General features: G+C 72.0%; 19 protein-coding genes. 9 read left to right on the top strand and 10 right to left on the bottom strand.

What is annotated here, in order from left to right; translation table 11 throughout:
* Positions 1 to 21: 21 nt before the first annotated feature.
* Positions 22 to 1,308, bottom strand: coding sequence for an ion channel protein (locus MXD57_RS17040; protein WP_250402313.1), 1,287 nt, complete (start codon positions 1,306 to 1,308; stop codon positions 22 to 24).
* Between the two features lie 112 nt (positions 1,309 to 1,420).
* Between MXD57_RS17040 and MXD57_RS17035 the strand changes: the two genes are divergently transcribed.
* Positions 1,421 to 2,182 carry a MerR family transcriptional regulator gene (locus MXD57_RS17035; protein WP_250402312.1) on the top strand — a complete coding sequence of 254 codons (762 nt, stop codon included), beginning with the start codon at positions 1,421 to 1,423 and terminating at the stop codon, positions 2,180 to 2,182.
* 19 nt (positions 2,183 to 2,201) lie between these two features.
* Here the strand turns inward: MXD57_RS17035 and MXD57_RS17030 are convergent, their stop codons facing one another.
* Positions 2,202 to 2,567 (bottom strand): YbjQ family protein, encoded by a 366-nt coding sequence (locus tag MXD57_RS17030; RefSeq protein ID WP_250402311.1) that lies wholly within the window; start codon positions 2,565 to 2,567, stop codon positions 2,202 to 2,204.
* Positions 2,568 to 2,706: 139 nt separating this feature from the next.
* On the opposite strand from MXD57_RS17030, the gene MXD57_RS17025 reads away from it, so the two are divergent.
* Positions 2,707 to 3,786 (top strand): DedA family protein, encoded by a 1,080-nt coding sequence (locus tag MXD57_RS17025; RefSeq protein WP_250402310.1) that lies wholly within the window; start codon positions 2,707 to 2,709, stop codon positions 3,784 to 3,786.
* Between the two features lie 5 nt (positions 3,787 to 3,791).
* Here the strand turns inward: MXD57_RS17025 and MXD57_RS17020 are convergent, their stop codons facing one another.
* Both MXD57_RS17020 and MXD57_RS17015 read right to left on the bottom strand, forming a co-directional pair.
* Entirely contained in the window at positions 3,792 to 5,456 is a 1,665-nt protein-coding gene (locus MXD57_RS17020) for a threonine/serine ThrE exporter family protein (protein ID WP_250402309.1), read from the bottom strand.
* Positions 5,457 to 5,571: 115 nt separating this feature from the next.
* On the bottom strand, positions 5,572 to 6,063 hold the full coding sequence (locus MXD57_RS17015; RefSeq protein WP_250402346.1) for an inorganic diphosphatase: 492 nt from the start codon (positions 6,061 to 6,063) through the stop codon (positions 5,572 to 5,574).
* Between the two features lie 79 nt (positions 6,064 to 6,142).
* Between MXD57_RS17015 and dacB the strand changes: the two genes are divergently transcribed.
* The 6 genes from dacB (at position 6,143) to folE (ending at position 13,819) form a co-directional block, all read left to right on the top strand.
* On the top strand, positions 6,143 to 7,744 hold the full coding sequence (dacB, locus tag MXD57_RS17010) for a D-alanyl-D-alanine carboxypeptidase/D-alanyl-D-alanine endopeptidase (protein WP_250402308.1): 1,602 nt from the start codon (positions 6,143 to 6,145) through the stop codon (positions 7,742 to 7,744).
* Positions 7,745 to 7,835: 91 nt separating this feature from the next.
* On the top strand, positions 7,836 to 8,969 hold the full coding sequence (locus MXD57_RS17005; protein ID WP_250402307.1) for a zinc-dependent metalloprotease: 1,134 nt from the start codon (positions 7,836 to 7,838) through the stop codon (positions 8,967 to 8,969).
* Between the two features lie 192 nt (positions 8,970 to 9,161).
* Positions 9,162 to 10,220: a tRNA lysidine(34) synthetase TilS gene (tilS, locus tag MXD57_RS17000; RefSeq protein WP_250402306.1), complete on the top strand. Its 1,059-nt coding sequence runs from the start codon at positions 9,162 to 9,164 to the stop codon at positions 10,218 to 10,220.
* Between the two features lie 85 nt (positions 10,221 to 10,305).
* Positions 10,306 to 10,866: a hypoxanthine phosphoribosyltransferase gene (gene hpt, locus MXD57_RS16995; RefSeq protein ID WP_250402305.1), complete on the top strand. Its 561-nt coding sequence runs from the start codon at positions 10,306 to 10,308 to the stop codon at positions 10,864 to 10,866.
* A gap of 195 nt (positions 10,867 to 11,061) precedes the next feature.
* Complete coding sequence (ftsH, locus tag MXD57_RS16990) at positions 11,062 to 13,101, top strand: ATP-dependent zinc metalloprotease FtsH (RefSeq protein WP_250402304.1); 2,040 nt, start codon at positions 11,062 to 11,064, stop codon at positions 13,099 to 13,101.
* Between the two features lie 112 nt (positions 13,102 to 13,213).
* On the top strand, positions 13,214 to 13,819 hold the full coding sequence (gene folE, locus MXD57_RS16985; RefSeq protein WP_250402303.1) for a GTP cyclohydrolase I FolE: 606 nt from the start codon (positions 13,214 to 13,216) through the stop codon (positions 13,817 to 13,819).
* Positions 13,820 to 13,922: 103 nt separating this feature from the next.
* Here the strand turns inward: folE and MXD57_RS16980 are convergent, their stop codons facing one another.
* The 6 genes from MXD57_RS16980 to MXD57_RS16955 all read right to left on the bottom strand — a co-directional run bounded on the left by MXD57_RS16980 (position 13,923) and on the right by MXD57_RS16955 (position 19,096).
* Positions 13,923 to 14,411: a DUF3180 domain-containing protein gene (locus MXD57_RS16980; RefSeq protein WP_250402302.1), complete on the bottom strand. Its 489-nt coding sequence runs from the start codon at positions 14,409 to 14,411 to the stop codon at positions 13,923 to 13,925.
* A gap of 57 nt (positions 14,412 to 14,468) precedes the next feature.
* Positions 14,469 to 15,080, bottom strand: a complete 612-nt coding sequence (gene folK, locus MXD57_RS16975) for a 2-amino-4-hydroxy-6-hydroxymethyldihydropteridine diphosphokinase (RefSeq protein ID WP_250402301.1) — start codon at positions 15,078 to 15,080, stop codon at positions 14,469 to 14,471.
* Complete coding sequence (gene folB, locus MXD57_RS16970; protein WP_250402300.1) at positions 15,077 to 15,436, bottom strand: dihydroneopterin aldolase; 360 nt, start codon at positions 15,434 to 15,436, stop codon at positions 15,077 to 15,079. Before folB ends, folK begins: the two co-directional genes overlap by 4 nt.
* Positions 15,437 to 15,681: 245 nt before the next feature.
* Positions 15,682 to 16,221 carry a nuclear transport factor 2 family protein gene (locus MXD57_RS16965; RefSeq protein WP_250402299.1) on the bottom strand — a complete coding sequence of 180 codons (540 nt, stop codon included), beginning with the start codon at positions 16,219 to 16,221 and terminating at the stop codon, positions 15,682 to 15,684.
* The gene (folP, locus tag MXD57_RS16960) at positions 16,218 to 17,132 is read right to left on the bottom strand and encodes a dihydropteroate synthase (protein ID WP_250402298.1); all 915 of its coding nucleotides are present in this window, start codon (positions 17,130 to 17,132) and stop codon (positions 16,218 to 16,220) included. The genes MXD57_RS16965 and folP overlap by 4 nt, the downstream gene beginning before the upstream one ends.
* A 95-nt stretch (positions 17,133 to 17,227) precedes the next feature.
* Positions 17,228 to 19,096 carry a phosphatidylglycerol lysyltransferase domain-containing protein gene (locus tag MXD57_RS16955; protein WP_250402297.1) on the bottom strand — a complete coding sequence of 623 codons (1,869 nt, stop codon included), beginning with the start codon at positions 19,094 to 19,096 and terminating at the stop codon, positions 17,228 to 17,230.
* 226 nt (positions 19,097 to 19,322) lie between these two features.
* On the opposite strand from MXD57_RS16955, the gene MXD57_RS16950 reads away from it, so the two are divergent.
* Positions 19,323 to 20,450, top strand: a complete 1,128-nt coding sequence (locus MXD57_RS16950; protein ID WP_250402296.1) for an alpha/beta hydrolase — start codon at positions 19,323 to 19,325, stop codon at positions 20,448 to 20,450.
* Positions 20,451 to 20,452 lie beyond the last annotated feature (2 nt).

Raw genomic sequence — 20,452 nt, 5'->3', positions numbered from 1 at the left:
ACTCCAGTCGGGGGGCGGGGTTCAGCGGACGGGGGTGCCGTCACCGCGGAGCTGCATCTGCGGTCGCCCGGTCACCAGCAGCCAGGCGGGCAGTGAGGCGATGCAGAGCAGCGCGATGACGGCGGGGGAGGACACCAGGACGGCGGCCGTGAACAGACTCACCCAGCCCTGCCGGGTGATCGCCAGCAGCATGCCCAGTACGCCCGTGGACACGCCCAGCGCGGCGGGCACGGCCGGGACGAGCGCGTGCGCGCACAGACCGAACGCGGAACCGATGAAGACGGCGGGGAAGATCCGGCCGCCGCGGAACCCGCAGGAGGCCGCGACCAGCAGCGCCGCCAGCTTCACCACGGCCATGACGGCGAACTGCCCGGCCGACCAGCCCGCCGGGTCGTGCGCGAGCTCGCCCACCTCCGCCAGCCCCTTGAAGAGGGTCAGGTGACCGCCCACGGCGGCCAGGGCGCCGAGCACCGCACCGCCCGCCGGGAGCATCAGCATCGGGTGCCGCAGCCGCTGGAAGGCCGCGTGGACGTAGGGGAAGGCGCGTACGGCGCACATGCCGAGCAGGGCGGCCGCCGAGGCGATCACCAGGCCCGCCAGCAGGTCCGTCCAGCTCGGGCGGCCCAGGGGCGGCAGGCCCAGGTCGAAGGCCGGGCGGTACAGCAGCGAGGTGGTCAGCGCCCCGACCGCCGCCGCGGTCAGCGGGGCGAACAGGTTGTCCCACAGCAGCCCCTTGATCGGCCGCCCGGCCAGCGCCTCGGAGATGACCAGGGCCGCCGCCACCGGGGTGCCGAACAGCGCGCCGATCGTCGCCGCCTCCGCCAGCATCGGCCACAGGGCGCCCGGCATCCCGGACAGGACGCGGCCGCCGAGCCAGGCCGCCAGGCCGACGTTCACGGCGATGATCGGGTTCTCCGGGCCGAGGCTCGGCCCGCCGGCCAGCATCAGCCCGGCGGCCAGCACCAGACCCGGCAGCACCAGGGGAGGCAGCACCGGTGCGTCCAGACCGGTGGTCGCCGGATCCGGCCCGGCATGGCCCGGCACCTTCCACACGACCAGCCCGACGGCGATGCCGGTGGCCACCAGCATGACGAACATCCACAGCACCGAGTAGGGGCCCACACCGAGCGCGTCCGGCAGCGGCCCCCACAGCACGTGCTGCAACTGCTCCGCCCCCAGGCTCAGGCCGACGTAGACGAGGCTGGCGGCCACACCGACGGCGACGGCGGGGAGGAACAGGGGCAGCAGGGCACGCGCCGGGCTCGCCGGCCGGGTCGAACGGGCCTGCCGTCCGGTGTCCTGGGTCATTTCGTCACGATAAGCGGACCCAACGCCACCAACATCCGGAGCGCGTCCGGCTTGCACCTCACGCGACGTGAGGCCTCAGCGTGGTGTCCGTAACGACGACAAGGAGCGGAAAGTGAGCTACTCCGTGGGACAGGTCGCGGGGTTCGCCGGAATCACGGTGCGCACCCTGCACCACTACGACGAGATCGGCCTGCTCGTGCCCAGCGAGCGCACCCACGCCGGCCACCGGCGCTACAACGACACCGACCTCGACCGGCTCCAGCAGATCCTGTTCCACCGGGAACTCGGCTTCCCGCTCGACGAGGTCGCGGCCCTGCTCGACGACCCGGACGCGGACCCGTGCGCGCACCTGCGCCGCCAGCACGAGCTGCTGACCGCCCGGATCGAGAAGCTGCAGAAGATGGCCGCGGCCGTGGAGCACGCCATGGAGGCACGCACGATGGGTATCGAACTCACACCCGAGGAGCGGTTCGAGGTCTTCGGTGACCACGACCCCGAGCAGTACGCCGAGGAGGCCGAGCGGCGCTGGGGCGGCACCGAGGCCTACGCGGAGTCGCAGCGCCGCGCCGCCCGCTACACCAAGGACGACTGGCGGCGCCTGCAGGCCGAGACCGACGACTGGACCGGGCGCTACGTCGCCCTGATGGCCGCCGGCGGGCAGCCGGCCGACGAGGCGGCCATGGACCTGGCCGAGGAGCACCGCCGGCACATCGGCAAGTGGTTCTACGAGTGCCCGCACCCCATGCACCGCTGCCTCGGCGCGATGTACGTCGCCGACGAGCGCTTCAAGGCGTTCTACGACTCCACCCGGCCCGGCTTCGCCGACCACCTGAGCGCGGCGATCGCCGCCAACGCCGACCGGCACACGGCGTGATCGTGCCGGCCCGGGGGACCTACTCCCGGGCCAGCACGACGGCCGTGCCGTAGGCGCACACCTCGGTGCCGACGTCGGCCGCCTCGGTGACGTCGAAGCGGAACATCAGCACCGCGTTGGCCCCGCGCGCGCGGGCCTGCTCCACCAGCCGCTCCATGGCCTGGTTGCGGGTCTGCACGAGCGTCTTGGTGAGCCCCCGCAGCTCGCCGCCGATCATCGACTTCAGCCCGGCACCGATCTGGCTGCCGATGTGCCGTGAGCGCACGGTCAGCCCGAAGACCTCGCCGAGCACCTGCTGCACCCGGTAACCGGGCACGTCGTTCGTGGTCACGACCAGCACGTCCGGCTGGGGGCCCTGGCCGCCGCCGTAGTCATCGAGTCCCATGGGACACAGCTTTCTCCGGGTCGCACCACAGTGCATCCTGGAGCCACCGGCGGAACCCGGGGCGGTCACCTCACGTTGGTAGCTTTGTGCGGCCCCCCAAGACGCCGTAGCCGCCTCACCCCCTCAGGAGCCCGGACCCGTGACGACACTCGCCCTCGGCCCGAGCTGGCTGGACCCCCAGTACCTGCTGGACACCTACAGCATCTGGGGCCTGCTGCTCATCGTCTTCGCCGAGTCCGGCCTGCTCATCGGCTTCTTCCTGCCGGGTGACTCGCTGCTGTTCACCTGCGGTCTGCTGATCACCACGGACGCGATGGACTTCCCGCTGTGGGCCGCGATCGCGCTGATCTGCCTCGCCGCGATCCTCGGCGACCAGGCGGGCTACATGTTCGGCAAGAAGGTCGGGCCCTCCCTGTTCAACCGTCCGGACTCACGGCTGTTCAAGCAGGAGAACGTCGCGAAGGCGCACGAGTTCTTCGAGAAGTACGGCCCCAAGTCCCTGGTGCTGGCCCGCTTCGTGCCCATCGTGCGCACCTTCACACCGATCGTCGCCGGCGTCAGCGGCATGCGGTACCGCTCGTTCCTGACCTTCAACGTCGTCGGCGGCGTCCTGTGGGGCGCGGGCGTCACCCTGCTGGGCTCCTGGCTGGGCCGGCACTCGATCGTGAAGAACAACATCGAGGCGATCCTCATCCTGATCGTCCTCGTGTCGGTCGTCCCGATCGCGATCGAGTACCTGCGCGCGCGGAGCAAGAACAGGAAGGCCGGGGAGCGGGAGGCGGACGGGGGCGCGGAGCGGGAGACGGCCGAGGCGCGGCCCGCCCGGCAGCACCCGGCCCCCCACTTCCAGCAGCAGCCGGTCATGGACGACGCCACGACCCGCCTGCGCCGCGTCGAGCCGGAGGAGCCCCACCAGCGGCCCTACCGGCAGCAGCCCCGGCAGGAACAGCAGCAGTGGAACCAGGGCGGCTACGACAGCGGCCGGTACCACGGCCAGGGACAGCACCAGCAGCCGCGGTACGACCAGAACGGTCAGCAGTACGGCCAGAACGGTCAGCAGTACGACGGGAACGGGTACGGCCACGACGGGTACGACCGGAACGGGTACGACCCCAACCGGTACGACCCGAACGGGTACGACACGAACGGGTACGACACGAACGGGTACGACCCGAACCAGTACCCCTACGGCGGCCAGGGCGACCACCGCACCCGCTGAGGGCGTCAGAAACCGCGGGTCCGCTTCGCCGCCCGCCGCTTGCCGGCGGAGCCGACCCGCAGGGTCAGCCGGGAGATCTCCGAACCGAGGTTGACCCCGATCGCGATCGCCATGGCCAGGGACGCCGCCTTGGCCAGTGACACCAGCCCCTTGTCGACCTCGTTCTGCGCCATGTTCAGCAGCCCGAAGTAGGTGGCCGAACCCGGCAGCAGGGGCCCGATGGCCGCGGTCGTGTACGGCAGCGCGGACGCGAACCGGAACCGCGACAGCAACTGCCCGAACAGCCCCACGAGTCCCGCCGCCACCGCCGTGGAGGCCACCGGCGAGATCCCGCCCGAGTACTGCATCGCGCCGTACACCGACCACGCCACGCCCCCGTTGAGGGTGACCGCCAGCACGGTGGACCGCTCCTGCTGCAGCAGTACGGCGAACGTCAGCGACAGCACCATGGACGCGATGATCTGCACCAGCGGCCGCTCGGAGATGCCGCCCAGCGCCGCGTCGGGATCGAGCTTGCCGCCCACCTTCACCCCGAAGTACAGGACGACCAGCACGCCGGCGACGATGCCGACGAAGAAGTACATGACCTCCAGAAGACGCGCCGACGCGGTGATGTAGAAGCCCGTCAGCCCGTCCTGCACCCCCGCCACCAGCGCCCGCCCGGGCAGCAGCGCGAACAGCCCACCGGTGACCACCGCGGACGCGTTGACGCCGACATGCGTCAGCGAGAACGCCACCCCGATCGCCGCCGGCGGCATCGCGGCCACCGTGAACTGGTAGAACTCCGGCAGCCCGCGCCCCGCGCACAGCCACGCCAGCCGGTCGCCGAGCATCGCGCCGAGCGCGGCGGCGACGAACACGACCAGACCACCGCCGACCAGCACCGAGGCCGCGCCGGCCAGCAGCCCGCTGGCCAGGGTCAGCGCCCAGCCGGGGTACGGGTGCCGGTTTCGGCGGATCTCGGCCAGCCGCCGGTAGGCCTCCTCCAGGGAGACGTGGGTCTCCGGGTCGGTCAGGTCGTCCACCAGGTGGAACACGGCCGCGAGCCGGGTGTAGTCGGTGCCCCGCCGCCGCACCGTGCGCGAGGCCGTCACCGGGTCGTCCACCAGCGAGGGCTGGTGGGAGATCGACAGCAGGGTGAAGGTCACGTTCGGCTCGCAGCGGTCCAGGCCGTAGGACCGGCACACCGCGAACATCGCGGCCTCCACGTCCTCCGCGCCCTCACCGCCGGCCAGCAGCAGCTCGCCGATACGCAGGGTCAGGTCGAGCACACGCGGAACCGCCGGGCCCTCGTCCTCGGACCGCTGCACCAGCTCGGGCGCCGGCCGCTCGGCCACCGGCATGCGCAGCATCGTGCGCATCCGGTCCTGCCACGGCGCGTCCTTGATCAGGCTGGCCGCGGGCACACCCGCCGCCGGCGTGAACGCCACCAGCGCGTCCTTGGCACTGTAGGTGCGCGGCAGACTGAACGCCGAACCCTCCGGTTCGGCGCTCGACGGCTGCGGCGCCTGCAGCCCCTCGGGCACCGCGAACTCCGACGTGGTCTCCGACTCCACCCCGCCCCGGGGGACCGCCAGTCCCTCGGGAAGGGCGAACTCGGACGTTACCTCCGGGTCGTACGTGGTCCGCGCCTCGTCCGACCGGGGCTTGCGGTCCTGCGCCTCCGTCACCTCGCACCGCTTCCTGAACGACACCTTCCGTAGGCCTCAGTATGCGCACGCGTACGCAAACGGGCCGCGTCACCCCACCCAGGGTGCCGCGGCCCGCGTCATGCAAACCGGCCGGTCAGTGGCCGCCCTGGTCCTCGAAGCGCTTGTAGGACCGCTCGATCTCGGCCTCGGCCTCGGTGCGGCCGACCCAGTCGGCGCCCTCGACGGACTTGCCGGGCTCCAGGTCCTTGTACACCTCGAAGAAGTGCTGGATCTCCAGGCGGTCGAACTCCGACACGTGGTGGATGTCGCGCAGGTGCTCCACGCGCGGGTCGGTGGCGGGCACGCACAGCAGCTTGTCGTCGCCACCGGCCTCGTCCGTCATCCGGAACATGCCGATCGCGCGGCACTTGATCAGGCAGCCCGGGAAGGTCGGCTCGTCAAGGATGACCAGCGCGTCCAGCGGGTCGCCGTCCTCGCCGAGGGTGTTCTCGACGAAGCCGTAGTCGGTCGGGTAGGCGGTCGAGGTGAAGAGGCGACGGTCCAGGCGGATCCGACCGGTCTCGTGGTCCACCTCGTACTTGTTGCGCGAACCCTTCGGGATCTCGATCGTGACGTCGAACTCCACCGGTGGCTCCTCCATGATCAACACATAGTTCTGGTGATTAAGTGTCCCTCACGCAGGTGTGTGATCGCGAAAGGGGCTGGTGGTCGTGCCAGAGCAGAGGCCTTGGCGAGCCGCGGGACCGCATGTGCGGCGGATCGCGAACGCCGTACGACCGCGCCTGGCGCGTGCCGCGACGGCCGCGAAACCGCGGATCGCGCGGCTGACGAGGGTCGTGCGCCCCGGACTCGCGCACCTCCCCCGCCGGCGGGCCGTCAGGACCTGGCAGTACACCGCGGGCGCCGCCACCGCCGGGCTGGCACTGGCCGCCGCGGTGGTGACCGCCGCCGGTCCCTGGGACGCCAACGGTCAGCGTACGGCCGAGCGGGACCGGGCGGCCGCCCTGGAGCGCTCAGGTGGCGCAGATCACGGCGGATCCGGCACGGGGACCCGGACCCCCCGGGCCGCGCCGAGCGCCGCCGCCGTCCTCGCGGGCCTGGGCGGCACCACCGGCACCGTCAGCACCAAGAAGACCCCGCCCGGCCGGCAGGCCCTCACGGGCGTCCTCGGGCCGCTCCTGGACGTCCCGGCGCTCGGCTCCGGCCGCGGCGCGGCCGTCGTCGACGTCACCACCGGCACACGGCTGTACGCCGCCGGAGCGGACCAGGCCCTCACCCCCGCCTCCACCACCAAGATCGCCACGGCGGTCGCCGCACTGTCCGCCCTCGGCTCCGACCACCGGTTCACCACCCGCGCCGCGCTCGAACCCGACACCGGCGAACTGGTCCTGGTCGGCGGCGGCGACCCCACCCTCACCGCGCGCCGCGACGCCGGTGACCGGGCGAGCCTGCGCACCCTCGCCGCCGACGCCGCCGCCACCCTCGCGAAGCGCGGCATCCACAGGATCACGCTCTCCTACGACACCACGCTCTTCTCCGGCCCCGCCCTGCACCCCATCGGCGTCAACGACAACCTCGCCCCGGTGAGCGCCCTGACCGCCGACGAGGGCCGCACCGACGACTCCACCAGCGGCCCCGCGCCCCGCGTGGGCGACCCGGCCGCGGACGCCGCCCGCAGGTTCGCCGGCTTCCTCCACGACGCCGGCGTCGAGACCACGCCCCCCGGCCCCTCCAAGGCCACCGGCCGTGCCGAGACCCTCGCCACCGTCTCCTCACCCACGCTGACCACCATCGTCGAGCGCATGCTGACCAACAGCGACAACGACATCGCCGAGACCCTGGCCCGCCAGACCGCCCTCGCGAGCGGCGAGGCGGGCAGCTTCACCGGCGGTGCCAAGGCCATCGCCGTCCAACTGCGCAAGCTCGGCCTGCCGCTGTCCGGCGCGTCCTTCCACGACGGCAGCGGCCTCGACCGTGAGGACAGGCTGACCGCGAACCTCCTCACCGCCCTCCTGGTCAAGGCCGGCGACCCCGCCCGCCCCGGCCTGCGGCCCGTCCTCACCGGCCTGCCCGTCGCCGGCTTCACCGGCACCCTGACCGACCGCTACACCGACGGCGCGGCCGGCGTCGTACGGGCCAAGACCGGCACGCTCACCGGCGTCAACACCCTGGCCGGCACGGCCGTCGACCGCGACGGCCACCTGCTGGCCTTCGCCTTCATGGCCTCCGGCACGACCAACGCCCAGGAGGCCCAGTCGGCCCTGGACGAGACCGCCACGGCCCTCGCGGGCTGCGGCTGCGGATAGCCGCCGCCGGCCCGGGCCGGCGCCCCGCGGGGCCACCCGGAACGCCCCGCACGGCCTGCCCGAAAGGGGACCGCTCACGTACCGTTGACGCATGACGAGCTTCGGTGGCACCGCATCTCCCGGGATGGTCGACTGGAACCTCGCGGCGGCGACCGCGACACGGCTCGTACGACCGGGCCCCGAAGTCAGCCGCGACGAGGCCAGGGACGTCGTCGCGGAACTGCGCCGGCACGCCAGGGCCTCGGAGGAACACGTCCGGGGTTTCACCCTGCTGGGCACCGACGCGACCCACGACACCCCCGTCCTGGTCGTCGACCGCCCCGGCTGGGTCAGGGCCAACGTGGCGGGCTTCCGCGAACTCCTCAGGCCCCTCCTGGACAAGATGCAGGAACGGCGCGGCGGCAACCCCGGCAGCGCCGTGCTCGGCGCCGTCGGCGGCAAGGTCACCGGCGTCGAACTCGGCATGCTGCTGTCCTTCCTCGCCTCCCGGGTCCTCGGCCAGTACGAGACCTTCGCGCCCGCCTCCCGCGACCTGCCCGCCGGGGAGAACGGCGGCGGCCGGCTGCTCCTCGTCGCGCCCAACATCGTCCACGTGGAACGCGAACTCGACGTCCAGCCGCACGACTTCCGGCTCTGGGTCTGCCTGCACGAGGAGACGCACCGCACCCAGTTCACCGCCGTGCCCTGGCTGCGCGACCACCTCGAGGGCGAGATCCAGTCGTTCTTGGCGGAGACCGACGTCGACCCCATGACCGTGCTGGAACGCGTCCGGGAGGCCGCCCAGTCCCTCGCCGGCGGCCGTCCCGAGGGCGAGGAGGAGGACGGCGGGCGCTCCTTCGTGGAACTGGTGCAGACCCCGGCGCAGCGCGAGATCCTGGGCCGCCTCACCGCCGTCATGTCCCTGCTCGAGGGCCACGCCGACTTCGTCATGGACGGGGTGGGTCCCCAGGTCGTGCCGAGCGTCGCCGAGATCCGCGAGAAGTTCCAGCAGCGCCGTGCCAAGGGCGCCTCCCGGCTCGACCTCGCCCTGCGCAAGCTGCTCGGCCTGGACGCCAAGCTCAGGCAGTACCGCGACGGCGAACGCTTCGTGCGCGCCGTCGTCGACCAGGTCGGCATGGACGGCTTCAACCGCGTCTGGACCTCGCCCAACACCCTGCCCACCAAGGCGGAGATCGCGAAGCCGGCGGACTGGGTCGCACGGGTGCACCGCAAGGCCGACTCCTGAGTCGTGCCGCGCAGCCGTGAAACGAATCCGGCCGACGGCAGGCGAACGCCCCTCCAATCACCCGTCCGAGGGACCGTGGGCAATGGGTAGGCGTGCAATGCTCGGGGAACGGCCCGCTTCTGTCACCATCGACACACTCTGAGTGACCGATCCTCGGGCTCACCCCCGAAAACTTCATGAAGGGAACCGGACATGGGTCCCCATCCGTCGGTCGCGGCGATACGCCTGGCGGTCCGCCGCGTCCTCCACGACATCCTGACCGACCACACCAGCACCATCGGACGAAGCACCGGGCACCTCCGGACCGCCGCAGGGCGGGGTCCGGCCGAGCGGCCCCCCTCCCCGCTCGTGCTCGTCGCCTGCTCCGGCGGCGCCGACTCCATGGCGCTCGCCTCGGCCCTGGCCTTCGAGGCCCCCAAACTCGGCATCCGCGCCGGCGGCGTCACGATCGACCACGGGCTCCAGCCCGGCTCCGGACTCCGCGCCGACGAGGTCGTCGTCAAACTGCGCGGACTCGGCCTCGACCCCGTGGAGTCCATCGCGGTGAGCGTCGGCCGCGAGGGCGGACCGGAGGCCGCCGCCCGCGACGCGCGCTACGCCGCCCTGGACGCCGCGGCCGAACGCCACGGCGCCACCGCCGTCCTGCTCGGCCACACCCGCGACGACCAGGCCGAGACCGTGCTGCTCGGTCTCGCCCGCGGCTCCGGCATCCGCTCGCTGTCCGGCATGGCCGCGGTCTCGGGGGCCGGCGGCCGTTACCGGCGGCCCTTCCTGGCGCTGGACCGGCAGACCGCCCGCAAGGCCTGCATGGCCCAGTCCCTGTCGGTGTGGGACGACCCGCACAACGCCGACCCCGCCTACACCCGCTCCCGGCTCCGGCACGAGGGCCTGCCCGCCCTGGAGAAGGCCCTCGGCAAGGGCGTCGTGGAGGCGCTCGCCCGCACCGCCCGGCTCTCCCGCGACGACGCCGACGCCCTCGACACCTGGGCCAGCCAGGCCGAGGCCTCCGTGCGCGACGCCACCGGCCTCCTGGAGTGCGCCAAGCTCTACGCCCTCCCGCCCGCCGTACGCCGCCGCATCCTGCGCCGCGCCGCCATCGAGGCCGGCGCCCCGGCCGGGTCCCTCTTCGCCCGCCACATCGAGGAAGTCGACCGGCTCATCACCGGATGGCGCGGCCAGGGGGTCATCAATCTCCCGGGCAGAGTCGTCGCCCAGCGGCAGGGTGGCAGACTGGTGATTCGGCAGGGCTGACCTCGCGGCCCCGGAGGACCCCTCCGGCAGGCGGGGCGGCCGGAGGCACGCGAGTGCTGCCGTAAGTGCGGGACGACCGAAAGTGATGCGGGTGGACGCGAAAGACATGGGTGCCGACCTCCAGCGGGTGCTCATCACCAAAGAAGAGATCGACGCGAAGCTGGCCGAGCTGGCCGCGAAGATCGACGCGGAGTACGCGGGCAAGGACCTGCTCATCGTCGGCGTCCTCAAGGGCGCGGTGATGGTCATGGCGGACCTCGCCCGGGCGCTGTCCACCCCCGTCACCATGGACTGGATGGCCGTGTCCTCCTACGGCGCGGGCACCCAGTCCTCCGGTGTCGTCCGCATCCTCAAGGACCTCGACACCGACATCAAGGGCCGGCACGTCCTGATCGTCGAGGACATCATCGACTCCGGCCTGACCCTGTCCTGGCTGATCAACAACCTCGGCTCGCGCGAGCCCGCCTCCCTGGAGGTGTGCACGCTGCTGCGCAAGCCGGACGCAGCCAAGGTCGCCATCGACGTCGAGTGGGTGGGCTTCGACATCCCGAACGAGTTCGTCGTCGGCTACGGCCTCGACTACGCCGAGAAGTACCGCAACCTGCCGTTCGTCGGTACGCTCGCGCCCCACGTCTACGGCGGCTGAGCCAACCGGGCCATTCCCTGTAGGACGATCGGGAACCCCAGCGGGTTTCGCCGCGTTGGAGCATGCAGAGACGGGATTGCCGGCCGTCGATGCCGCTCCGTGCGGCTTCGGGCAACAATGCTGGGGTACCGTCAGAAGAACTGTCTTATCAAACTCACTATGGCAGGAGGGACGGGGCGACACCGCTCCGTATGGATGGACGTGAAGCGATACTTCCGTGGGCCGGTCATGTGGATCGTGCTGGCCGTCCTTGCCGTGGTCGTGTTGATGCAGGTCGTCGGCTCGTCCGGCGGCTACAAGACGGTGGACACCGGCCAGGTCGTGGCGGCGATCAACGACAACAGGGTCCAGTCGGCCAAGCTCACCACCGGTGACGAGCAGACCGTCAAGGTCGAGCTCAAGGATGGTCAGAAGGTCGACGGCAGCTCCAAGATCCAGGCGAGCTACATCGGCGACCAGGGCGTGACCATCGCCAGCACGCTGCAGAGCAAGTACCAGGAGAAGCAGATCCCGGACGGCTACACGGTGTCGCCGTCCAAGCAGAACCCGTTCCTCGGCGTCCTGCTCTCGCTGCTGCCCTTCGTCCTCATCGTGGTCGTCTTCCTGTTCCTGATGAATCAGATGCAGGGCGGCGGCAGCCGGGTCATGAACTTCGGCAAGTCCAAGGCGAAGCTCATCACCAAGGACACCCCGAAGACGACGTTCACCGACGTCGCCGGCTGTGACGAGGCCGTCGAGGAGCTCCACGAGATCAAGGAGTTCCTGCAGGAGCCGGCGAAGTTCCAGGCCGTCGGTGCCAAGATCCCCAAGGGTGTGCTGCTCTACGGCCGCCCCGGTACCGGCAAGACGCTGCTCGCCCGTGCCGTGGCCGGCGAGGCCGGGGTCCCCTTCTACTCGATCTCCGGTTCCGACTTCGTCGAGATGTTCGTCGGTGTCGGCGCCTCCCGGGTCCGCGACCTGTTCGAGCAGGCCAAGGCCAACGCCCCGGCGATCGTCTTCGTCGACGAGATCGACGCGGTCGGCCGCCACCGCGGCGCCGGCCTCGGCGGTGGGCACGACGAGCGCGAGCAGACGCTGAACCAGCTCCTCGTCGAGATGGACGGCTTCGACGTCAAGGGCGGCGTCATCCTCATCGCCGCCACCAACCGGCCCGACATCCTCGATCCGGCCCTTCTGCGCCCCGGCCGGTTCGACCGGCAGATCGCCGTCGACCCGCCGGACCTGCAGGGCCGCATGGAGATCCTCAAGGTCCACCAGAAGGGCAAGCCGGTCGCGCCCGACGTCGACCTGGCCGCCGTCGCCCGCCGCACCCCCGGCATGACCGGCGCCGACCTGGCCAACGTGCTGAACGAGGCAGCCCTGCTCACCGCCCGCGGTGACCAGAAGCTGATCGACAACAGGGCGCTGGACGAGGCGATCGACCGTGTGGTCGCGGGCCCGCAGAAGCGGACCCGGATCATGTCGGACAAGGAGAAGAAGATCACCGCGTACCACGAGGGCGGTCACGCCCTGGTCGCGGCGGCCTCACCGAACTCCGACCCGGTCCACAAGATCACCATCCTGTCCCGGGGCCGTGCCCTCGGCTACACGATGGTGCTGCCGGACGAGGACAAGTACTCCACCACCCGCAACGAGATGCTCGACCAGCTCGCCTACATGCTGGGCGGCCGGGCGGCCGAGGAACTGGTCTTCCACGACCCGACCACCGGCGCCGCCAACGACATCGAGAAGGCCACCAGCCTGGCCCGCGCGATGGTCACCCAGTACGGCATGACCGAGCGGCTCGGCGCGATCAAGTTCGGCGGGGACAACAGCGAGCCCTTCCTCGGACGTGAGATGGCTCACCAGCGCGACTACTCGGAAGAGGTCGCCGCGCTGGTGGACGAAGAGGTCAAGAAGCTCATCGAGACCGCTCACAACGAGGCCTGGGAGATCCTGGTCGAGAACCGCGACGTGCTCGACAACCTGGTCCTGGCCCTCCTGGAGAAGGAGACCCTGGGCAAGGAGGAGATCGCGGAGGTCTTCTCCACGATCCACAAGCGCCCGCCGCGGCCCGCGTGGACCGGCTCCTCCCGCCGCACCCCCTCCACCCGCCCGCCGGTGCTCTCCCCCAAGGAGCTGGCACTGACCAACGGCGCGAACGGGGCGACGGCGGCGATCAGCACGGCCAAGTCCACGGCCTCGGACACCGCCCCGGTGACCGAGCAGACGCCGGAGGACCGCCCCGAGAGCTGACCCCGTTCCGGCCGACAGGCCCGGAATGAACGCCGCACCCCCCAGGTTCTAGCCTGGGGGGTGCGGCATTTTCGTATGCCCGCGGGCAGTACGTACAGGAACGAGGCATCAGATGACCGACCCCGTGACGCTGGCCGGCGAAGGCTTCATCGGCGAGTTCGACGAGAAGCGCGCCGAGAACGCCGTTCGGGAACTCCTGATCGCGGTCGGCGAGGACCCGGACCGAGAGGGGCTGAGGGACACCCCGGCCCGGGTCGCGCGGGCATACCGGGAGCTCCTGGCCGGTCTGTGGCAGGAGCCCGAGGACGTCCTGACGACCACGTTCGATCTGGGGCACGACGAGATGGTCCTGGTGAAGGACATCGAGATCGTCTCCCTGTGCGAGCACCACCTCCTGCCCTTCCACGGTGTGGCGCACGTCGGTTACATCCCCGCCGAGACCGGCAAGATCACCGGTCTGTCGAAGCTGGCCCGCCTGGTCGAGGTCTTCGCTCGCCGCCCGCAGGTGCAGGAACGACTCACCACCCAGATCGCGGACTCCCTCGTACGCATCCTCGAGGCGCGCGGTGCCATCGTGGTCATCGAGGCCGAGCACATGTGCATGTCGGTGCGCGGCATTCGCAAGCCCGGCGCCAAGACCACGACGTCGGCGGTGCGCGGCCAGCTCCGGGACGCCACGACGCGTGCCGAGGCGATGAGCCTGATACTGGCGCGCTGACGCTCACGCCGGCGTGGCGGTCGCAGGTGTCCGGCGCCGCCGCCCGAGCGGCGGCTCGATCACCGGCGGACGGGCCGCCCGGCCCGTCAGCCCTGGTGGAACCTCAGGCCACCGGCTCCGCGCCCGTGTGGTCCTGGTCGTCGTCCTCGGGGAGTTTGCAGACTCGTTCGAGGAACAGGGCGGACGCTATGACGGCGATGCCGGCCAGGACCGAGAAGCCGGCGTAGACGGCCTGGTCCCGGCGGGCGGGGATGTCGAGGAGTTCCAGGAGGAAGACCCCCGTGCCGCCGTACATACCGGCGACCAGGGCGGCCACGAGGGCGCTGGCCTGGCCGAAGACGACCGCTCGGGCTGCCATCAGGGGGTCGACCCCCTTCGCGCCGGGGCGGCGCTCACGCTGGGCCCTGAAGCGGGCGCGCAGCGAGAGCGCCGTGGCGAGCAGGACCACGGCGATCAGGGCGAGGACGACGGGGGCGGCCAGGGGGACGCTGGGCAGGGTCCCGATCGAGTTCCACAGGCGGGCGCCCGCCCAGGACAGGACTCCGGCCACGACGAACACGCCGGCCAGCACCCTGATGCGCAGCTCTTTCACGGTTCCCCTTCAGCTCCCCCGGACCGTCCCGGAATGTGGTCGTCTTGACCTTAACGACTACTCGGGCAGCCGGAGTTCCAGGTCCGCGCGTGCTTCGACGCCGTGGCGGGTGACACCCGACAGCAGGTCGGCCACCGGGCCGCGGCCGGGGAGCTGCGCCTCCGGGTCGACGTCGTGCCAGGGCGCGAGCACGAAGGCGCGTTCGTGGGCGCGCGGGTGGGGGAGGGTCAGCCCGGGGTCGTCGGAGGTGACGTCGGCGTAGGCGACGATGTCGACGTCCAGGGTGCGCGGTCCCCAGTGCTCGTCGCGGACCCGGTGGAAGGCCTCCTCGACCGCGTGGGCCCGCTCCAGCAGGGAGGACGGGGGCAGCGTGGTCTTGAGGACCACGACCGCGTTGAAGTAGGAGGGCTGCGAGCCCGGCTCGACGCCCCACGGTTCGGTCTCGTAGACCGGGGAGACGGCCTTCACGCGGACCCCGGGGGTGTCCTCGAGGGCGTCGACGGCCCCCTGGAGGGTCTCCAGGCGGTTGCCGAGGTTGGAGCCGATGGAGATCACGGCCCGTTTGGGGTTGCTCAGCGTGGTGTCGGCGGCGTCTACCTGCTCGACGACCGCGGCGGGCACCGGCTGGACGGTCGGGTCGCTGTGACCCTGGGTGAAAGGTCGGGTCATACTCGGCTCCGGGTGATGGTGACGGTCACGTCGTCGAAGGGCACGGTGATCGGGGCGTCCGGCTTGTGGACGCAGACCTCGACCTCCTGCACCGCGTCGTGCTTCAGGCAGGTCCGGGCGATCCGCTCGGCGAGGGTCTCGACCAGGTTCACCGGCTCGCCCTCGACCACGGCCACGACCTCCTCGGCGACGACGCCGTAGTGCACGGTCCTCGTCAGGTCGTCGTCGGCGGCGGCCGGGCGGGTGTCGAGGCCGAGCACGAGGTCGACGAGGAAGGTCTGGCCCTCCTCGCGTTCCTTGGGGAACACGCCGTGGTGCCCGCGGGCCCTCAGGCCGCGCAGCGCGACACGATCCACGCGAATCACTCCTGCAATCGTCGGGAACGGCCGGGCGGTGCCATGTGCGGACGGCACACCGGCCTTGGACGAATCTACCTGCGGGCACCGACGGAGCCGGGGCACCGGGGTGCCGGCCGGGCCGGGACCCGGAGGTTTCACCGCGTGTTCTCCCTGGGGAACCCGGCCGCGTCATGGGCTGGTAGCGGCACATACCCCGGGTTCGTGATTCCAACCACGCCCCGGCTTCCCCGGGGCGCGGCCGTTCAGAGCAGGGGGTCGTCGTCCGGATTCACGCCGTTGACGCCGTCCTGGCCGTTGTCGTCCTCCTCGTCGGACTCGGTCAGCACGGGGGAGGCGTGGTGGGACCAGAGCTTCCAGCCGGTGGGTGTGCGGCGGAAGACGTTCGTGGCGACGACGAGCTGGCCGAGCAGGGGGCCGAGCTCGGCGCCGTCCTCGGGGGCCGGGCCGCCGCTGAGGATGTTCTCGGTGCAGGTCACCAGGGCGGTGTCACCGGTGACCGAGACGTGCACGTCGGTGAGGAAGAACTGGATGTAGTCGGTGTTCGCCATGATCAGCGCGTACGACCTCAGGACCTCGGCGCGGCCGGTGAGCACCGGCCAGCCGGGGTGGACGCAGGAGACCACGCCGGTGTCGGCCGGGTCGTGGTACTCCTCGTCGACGCCCAGGTCGGTGGGCACGAGCCAGAGGGAGGACAGCTCCTCGAAGTCTCCGCGCTCCATCGCCTCGTAGAAGGCGGTGTTGGCGGCCTCCACCTGCTCGACGTCGGTGTGGGGGGCGCTCACCGGGCTCCTTCCGCACCGTGCTCGCCGTCCGCGCCCCGCGCGGACGGGTTCGTGCGCGCCGCCTCCACGGCGCGCGCGACCCGTACCGCGTCCGCGCTCGCGTGCACCTCGTGCACGCGAACCGCCCAGGCCCCGGCCTGTGCGGCCAGCGCGGAGACGGCGGCCGTGGCGGCGTCGCGCTCCCGGGCCGGCGGCGGAGCGCCCTGCGGGCCGGCGAGGACGCGGCCGAGGAACCGCTTGCGGGAGGCGGCGACCAGTAGCGGGTGGCCGAGGGCGCGCAGCCGGTCGAGGTGGGCGAGGAGGGCGAGATCGTGCTCGGCCTCCTTGGAGAAGCCCAGGCCGGGGTCGACGACGACGCGGTCGGGGGCGATGCCGCCCGCCAGGACGGCCTCCACGCGTGCCCGCAGTTCGTCCACGACCTCGGCGACGACGTCCTCGTAGGCGCCCTGGACGTTGCCGCCCTCGAGGAAGCCGCGCCAGTGCATGACGACGAAGGGCGCGCCGGTGGCGGCGACCACGGGGATCATCGCGGGGTCGGCCAGGCCGCCGCTGACGTCGTTGACGAGGGCGGCGCCCGCGGCGAGGGACTGCTCGGCGACGCGCGCGCGCATCGTGTCGACGGAGACGACGACCCCTTCCGAGGCGAGGCCGCGGACCACGGGGATGACGCGCCTGAGCTCCTCGGCCTCGTCGACCCGGGTGGCGCCCGGGCGGGTGGACTCGCCGCCGACGTCGACCAGGTCCGCGCCCTGGGCGATCAGTTCCAGGCCGTGCTTGACGGCCGCGGACGTGTCGAACCAGCGGCCGCCGTCGGAGAAGGAATCGGGAGTCACGTTCACGACTCCCATGACCGCGCACCGGTCCCATGCCGGAAGGCCTGCCACTCGGCCGCGCCCGCTGAGGTTGTTCATACCTTCAGCGTAGGCCCAGGGCGATGCCGTGAACGCGCGGTGGCGGCCGGGCCGGGCCGGGCGCCCGGGGTGGACCGGACCGCCCGGCGGACGGATCAGGCCGCCCGGACGCCGCGTTCCACGACCGTGTGCGCGCAGGGGCGCCCGGCGGCCGGGCCGCGCCGGCGCAGGAAGCGCGGCAGCGGCAGGGCGAGGTCGACGAAGCCCTCGGCCTGCATCGCGGCGAAGCCGATGCGCGGCAGATCGGCCGAGGCGCGGTAGACGACGAAGCGGGGTTCCCAGCGGGGCTGGAACTTGGCGTTGAACTTGTACAGCGACTCGATCTGGAACCAGCGGGAGAGGAACACCAGCAGCCCGCGCCAGGCGCGCAGCACCGGGCCCGCGCCGATCTTCTCCCCGCGCGCGAGGGCGGAACGGAACATCGCGAAGTTCAGTGAGACCCGCGTGACGCCGAACTTCGGGGCGGCCTGCAGCGCGGCGACGATCAGCAGTTCGTTCATGCCCGGGTCGGCGCTCCGGTCGCGGCGCATGAGGTCCAGCGAGACGCCGTCCTCCCCCCAGGGCACGAAGTGCAGGACGGCCTTCAGGTCCCCGTACTCGCCCGGTTCCTCCCCGGCCCGCCCGTCTTCCGCCGCCGCCCTGCCCGGGGCGCTGCGCGCCACGCCGTCGACCCGGTGGGCGGTGGCGATCAGGCAGTCGCCGTCCGCGGCGTCCCCGATGCGGCCGAGGGCCATGGAGAAGCCGCGTTCGGTGTCGGTGCCGCGCCAGTCCTCCGCCGCCCGGCGGACGCGCTCCAGTTCGGCGTCGCCGAGGTCACGGATGCGCCGTACCCGGGTCTCGTAGCCGGCCCGCTCGATGCGCTTGACCATCTGGCGCACATTGCGCATCGCGCGTCCGGCCAGCGAGAAATCCGCCACGTCGACCACCGCCTCGTCGCCCAGTTCCAGGGCGTCCAGACCGGTCTCACGGGTCCACACCTCGCCGCCGGTCTCGGAGCAGCCCATGACGGCGGGCGTCCAGGAGTGCGCCCGCGCCTCGTCCATGAAGCGCTCGATGGCGCCGGGCCAGGCCTCGACGTCGCCGATCGGGTCACCGCTGGCGAGCATCACGCCCGAGACGACGCGGTAGGTGACGGCCGCCTTGCCGCTGGGGGAGAAGACGACCGCCTTGTCGCGGCGGAGCGCGAAGTGGCCGAGGGAGTCGCGCCGGCCGTGCCGGCGCAGCAGCGCGCGGAGCCTGGCCTCGTCCTCCTCGGTGAGGCGGGCGGCCGGGTGCTCGGGACGGAAGGCCAGATAGACGGTGGTGGCCGTGGTGAGCCAGCCGAGCGCGCCGAGGGAGAAGGCGACGGTCCACGAGGTGTTGCCGGCGTAGTCCACCGGGCCCTCGAAGCCGAACAGGCCGTAGAGCACGTGGGTCAGGCGGTCGGCGAGACTCGGGTCGCCGATCGTCCGGCCCGGGTGGACGCTGACGATGACCAGGCCGAGGGCGAGCGAACCGGCACTCATCAGGACGAAGTTGGCGAGCGCGCGCCAGCGGCTGCGAGGGTCGGGCAGGGCGGCGAACTCGTCGCGGTGGCGCAGCAGCGGTACCAGCAGTGCCACCGATATGAGCACGCCGATGAGGGAGTGCCGGTAGGCGAACTGGCCCACGGCGCCCGCCGGGAGGAGCGCGACGGCGGCGCGCCACGCCCGGCGCTTGCGCCTCCTGAGCCCGTGCGCGAGCAGCAGCAGCAGCACGCCGGCGCTCAGTGAGAGGGCCGCGGCGAAGGGCCCGAAGGAGCCGGGCAGCACCTCGGCCATGGCATGCATACGGCTGTGGCGGAAGCGCGGGAAGACCCCCGCGGCGATGTCCAGGACGCCGACGACGGCGCAGGCCCGGGCGACCAGGGTGGGGACGGCCTCGGGGCGCGGGCCGCGCAGGATGCGCCGCGCCCGGCTTGATCGGCTCGGAACCCCGCCCGACATTTCCCCATCTATCCTGACAGACATCGCATCCCGTAGTTCTGCGAGAGACCTTGAATCCGGTGCCGATCGGGCATCCGGCGACATTGCGCCCTCTAGGACGGTGTCTCGGGGAGAGAGGTTCACTCCCCTCCGGAAAGCCGGGTCAAAGGCCAAGGAAAGCCCCGGGCAAGCCCTAGCGACGAAGTGTGGGCGGACCACGGGCGGAAAGCGCAGGCGGAAACAGCCCATGGGTCTCACGAGCAACAAGGTGCTGGTGCTGACGATCGTGCTCGCCGCGGCTCTGTTCGTCGCCACGGTGTGGGTGTGGCCGAGGCTGGCCCGGCGGAGCTGGCGGTCCGTCGGCGGACGGGTCGGTCTGCTCCTCGCCACACAGCTCGCCCTCCTCGCCTCCCTGGGGATCGGCGCCAACCAGGCCTTCGGCTTCTACGCCGGCTGGGCGGACCTGTTCGGCCGGGAGACCGAGCAGGGCGTCATCGTCGACCACTCCTCGGGCGCCGGCGGCGGCGGCCCGCTGCAGGTGCTCTCCACCTCCCCGGTGCCGGGCGTGACGGGCTCCGGGCCGCGAACGGCGGGGCGGATCCAGCAGGTCGCCATCGTGGGCCGCGGGTCCCGCCTCGCCTCACCGGCGTACGTCTACCTGCCCCCCGAGTACTTCCAGCCGCGGTACCGCACGCGCACGTTCCCGGCGGCGGTCGTGCTGACCGGCTACCCCGGTACGGCGCAGGCGCTGGTGAACAGGCTGAACTATCCGCGCACGGCGCAGGAGCTGGCCAAGGACGGGCGGATGCAGCCGATGATCCTGGTGATGCTGCGGCCGACCGTGGCGCCGCCGCGGGACACCGAGTGCGTGGACGTCCCGGGCGGGCCGCGGACGGAGACGTTCTTCGCCGAGGACCTCCCCCAGGCCGTGCTGGCCCACTACCGGGTGGGCAGGCGCCCCGGGAGCTGGGGTGTCATCGGCGACTCCACGGGTGGCTACTGCGCGCTGAAGCTGGCCATGCGCCACCCGGACGTGTACGCGGCCGGAGCGGGTCTGTCGCCGTACTACAGGGCGCCGATCGACCCCACGACCGGTGACCTCTTCCACGGCGACCGGAAGCTGCGCGACCGCGCCGACCTGTGGTGGCTCCTCAAGCACGCCCCCGCGCCCGACACCTCACTGCTCGTCACCAGCAGCCGGGTCGGCGAGCACAACTACCGGGACACGCTCCGGTTCATAGGGCGGGTCAAGGCCACGGGCCGGACCCGGATCTCGTCGATCATCCTGGACAGCGGCGGGCACAACTTCAACACCTGGCGACGGGAGATCCCGCCGGCGCTGCAGTGGATCAGCGGAAGGCTCGGCGACCGCTGACC

Source organism: Streptomyces cellostaticus (assembly GCF_023630175.1).
Classification (GTDB): domain Bacteria; phylum Actinomycetota; class Actinomycetes; order Streptomycetales; family Streptomycetaceae; genus Streptomyces; species Streptomyces cellostaticus_A.
The sequence above is the reverse complement of the archived record's forward strand: the minus strand, read 5'-3'. Positions and strand labels throughout refer to the sequence as shown.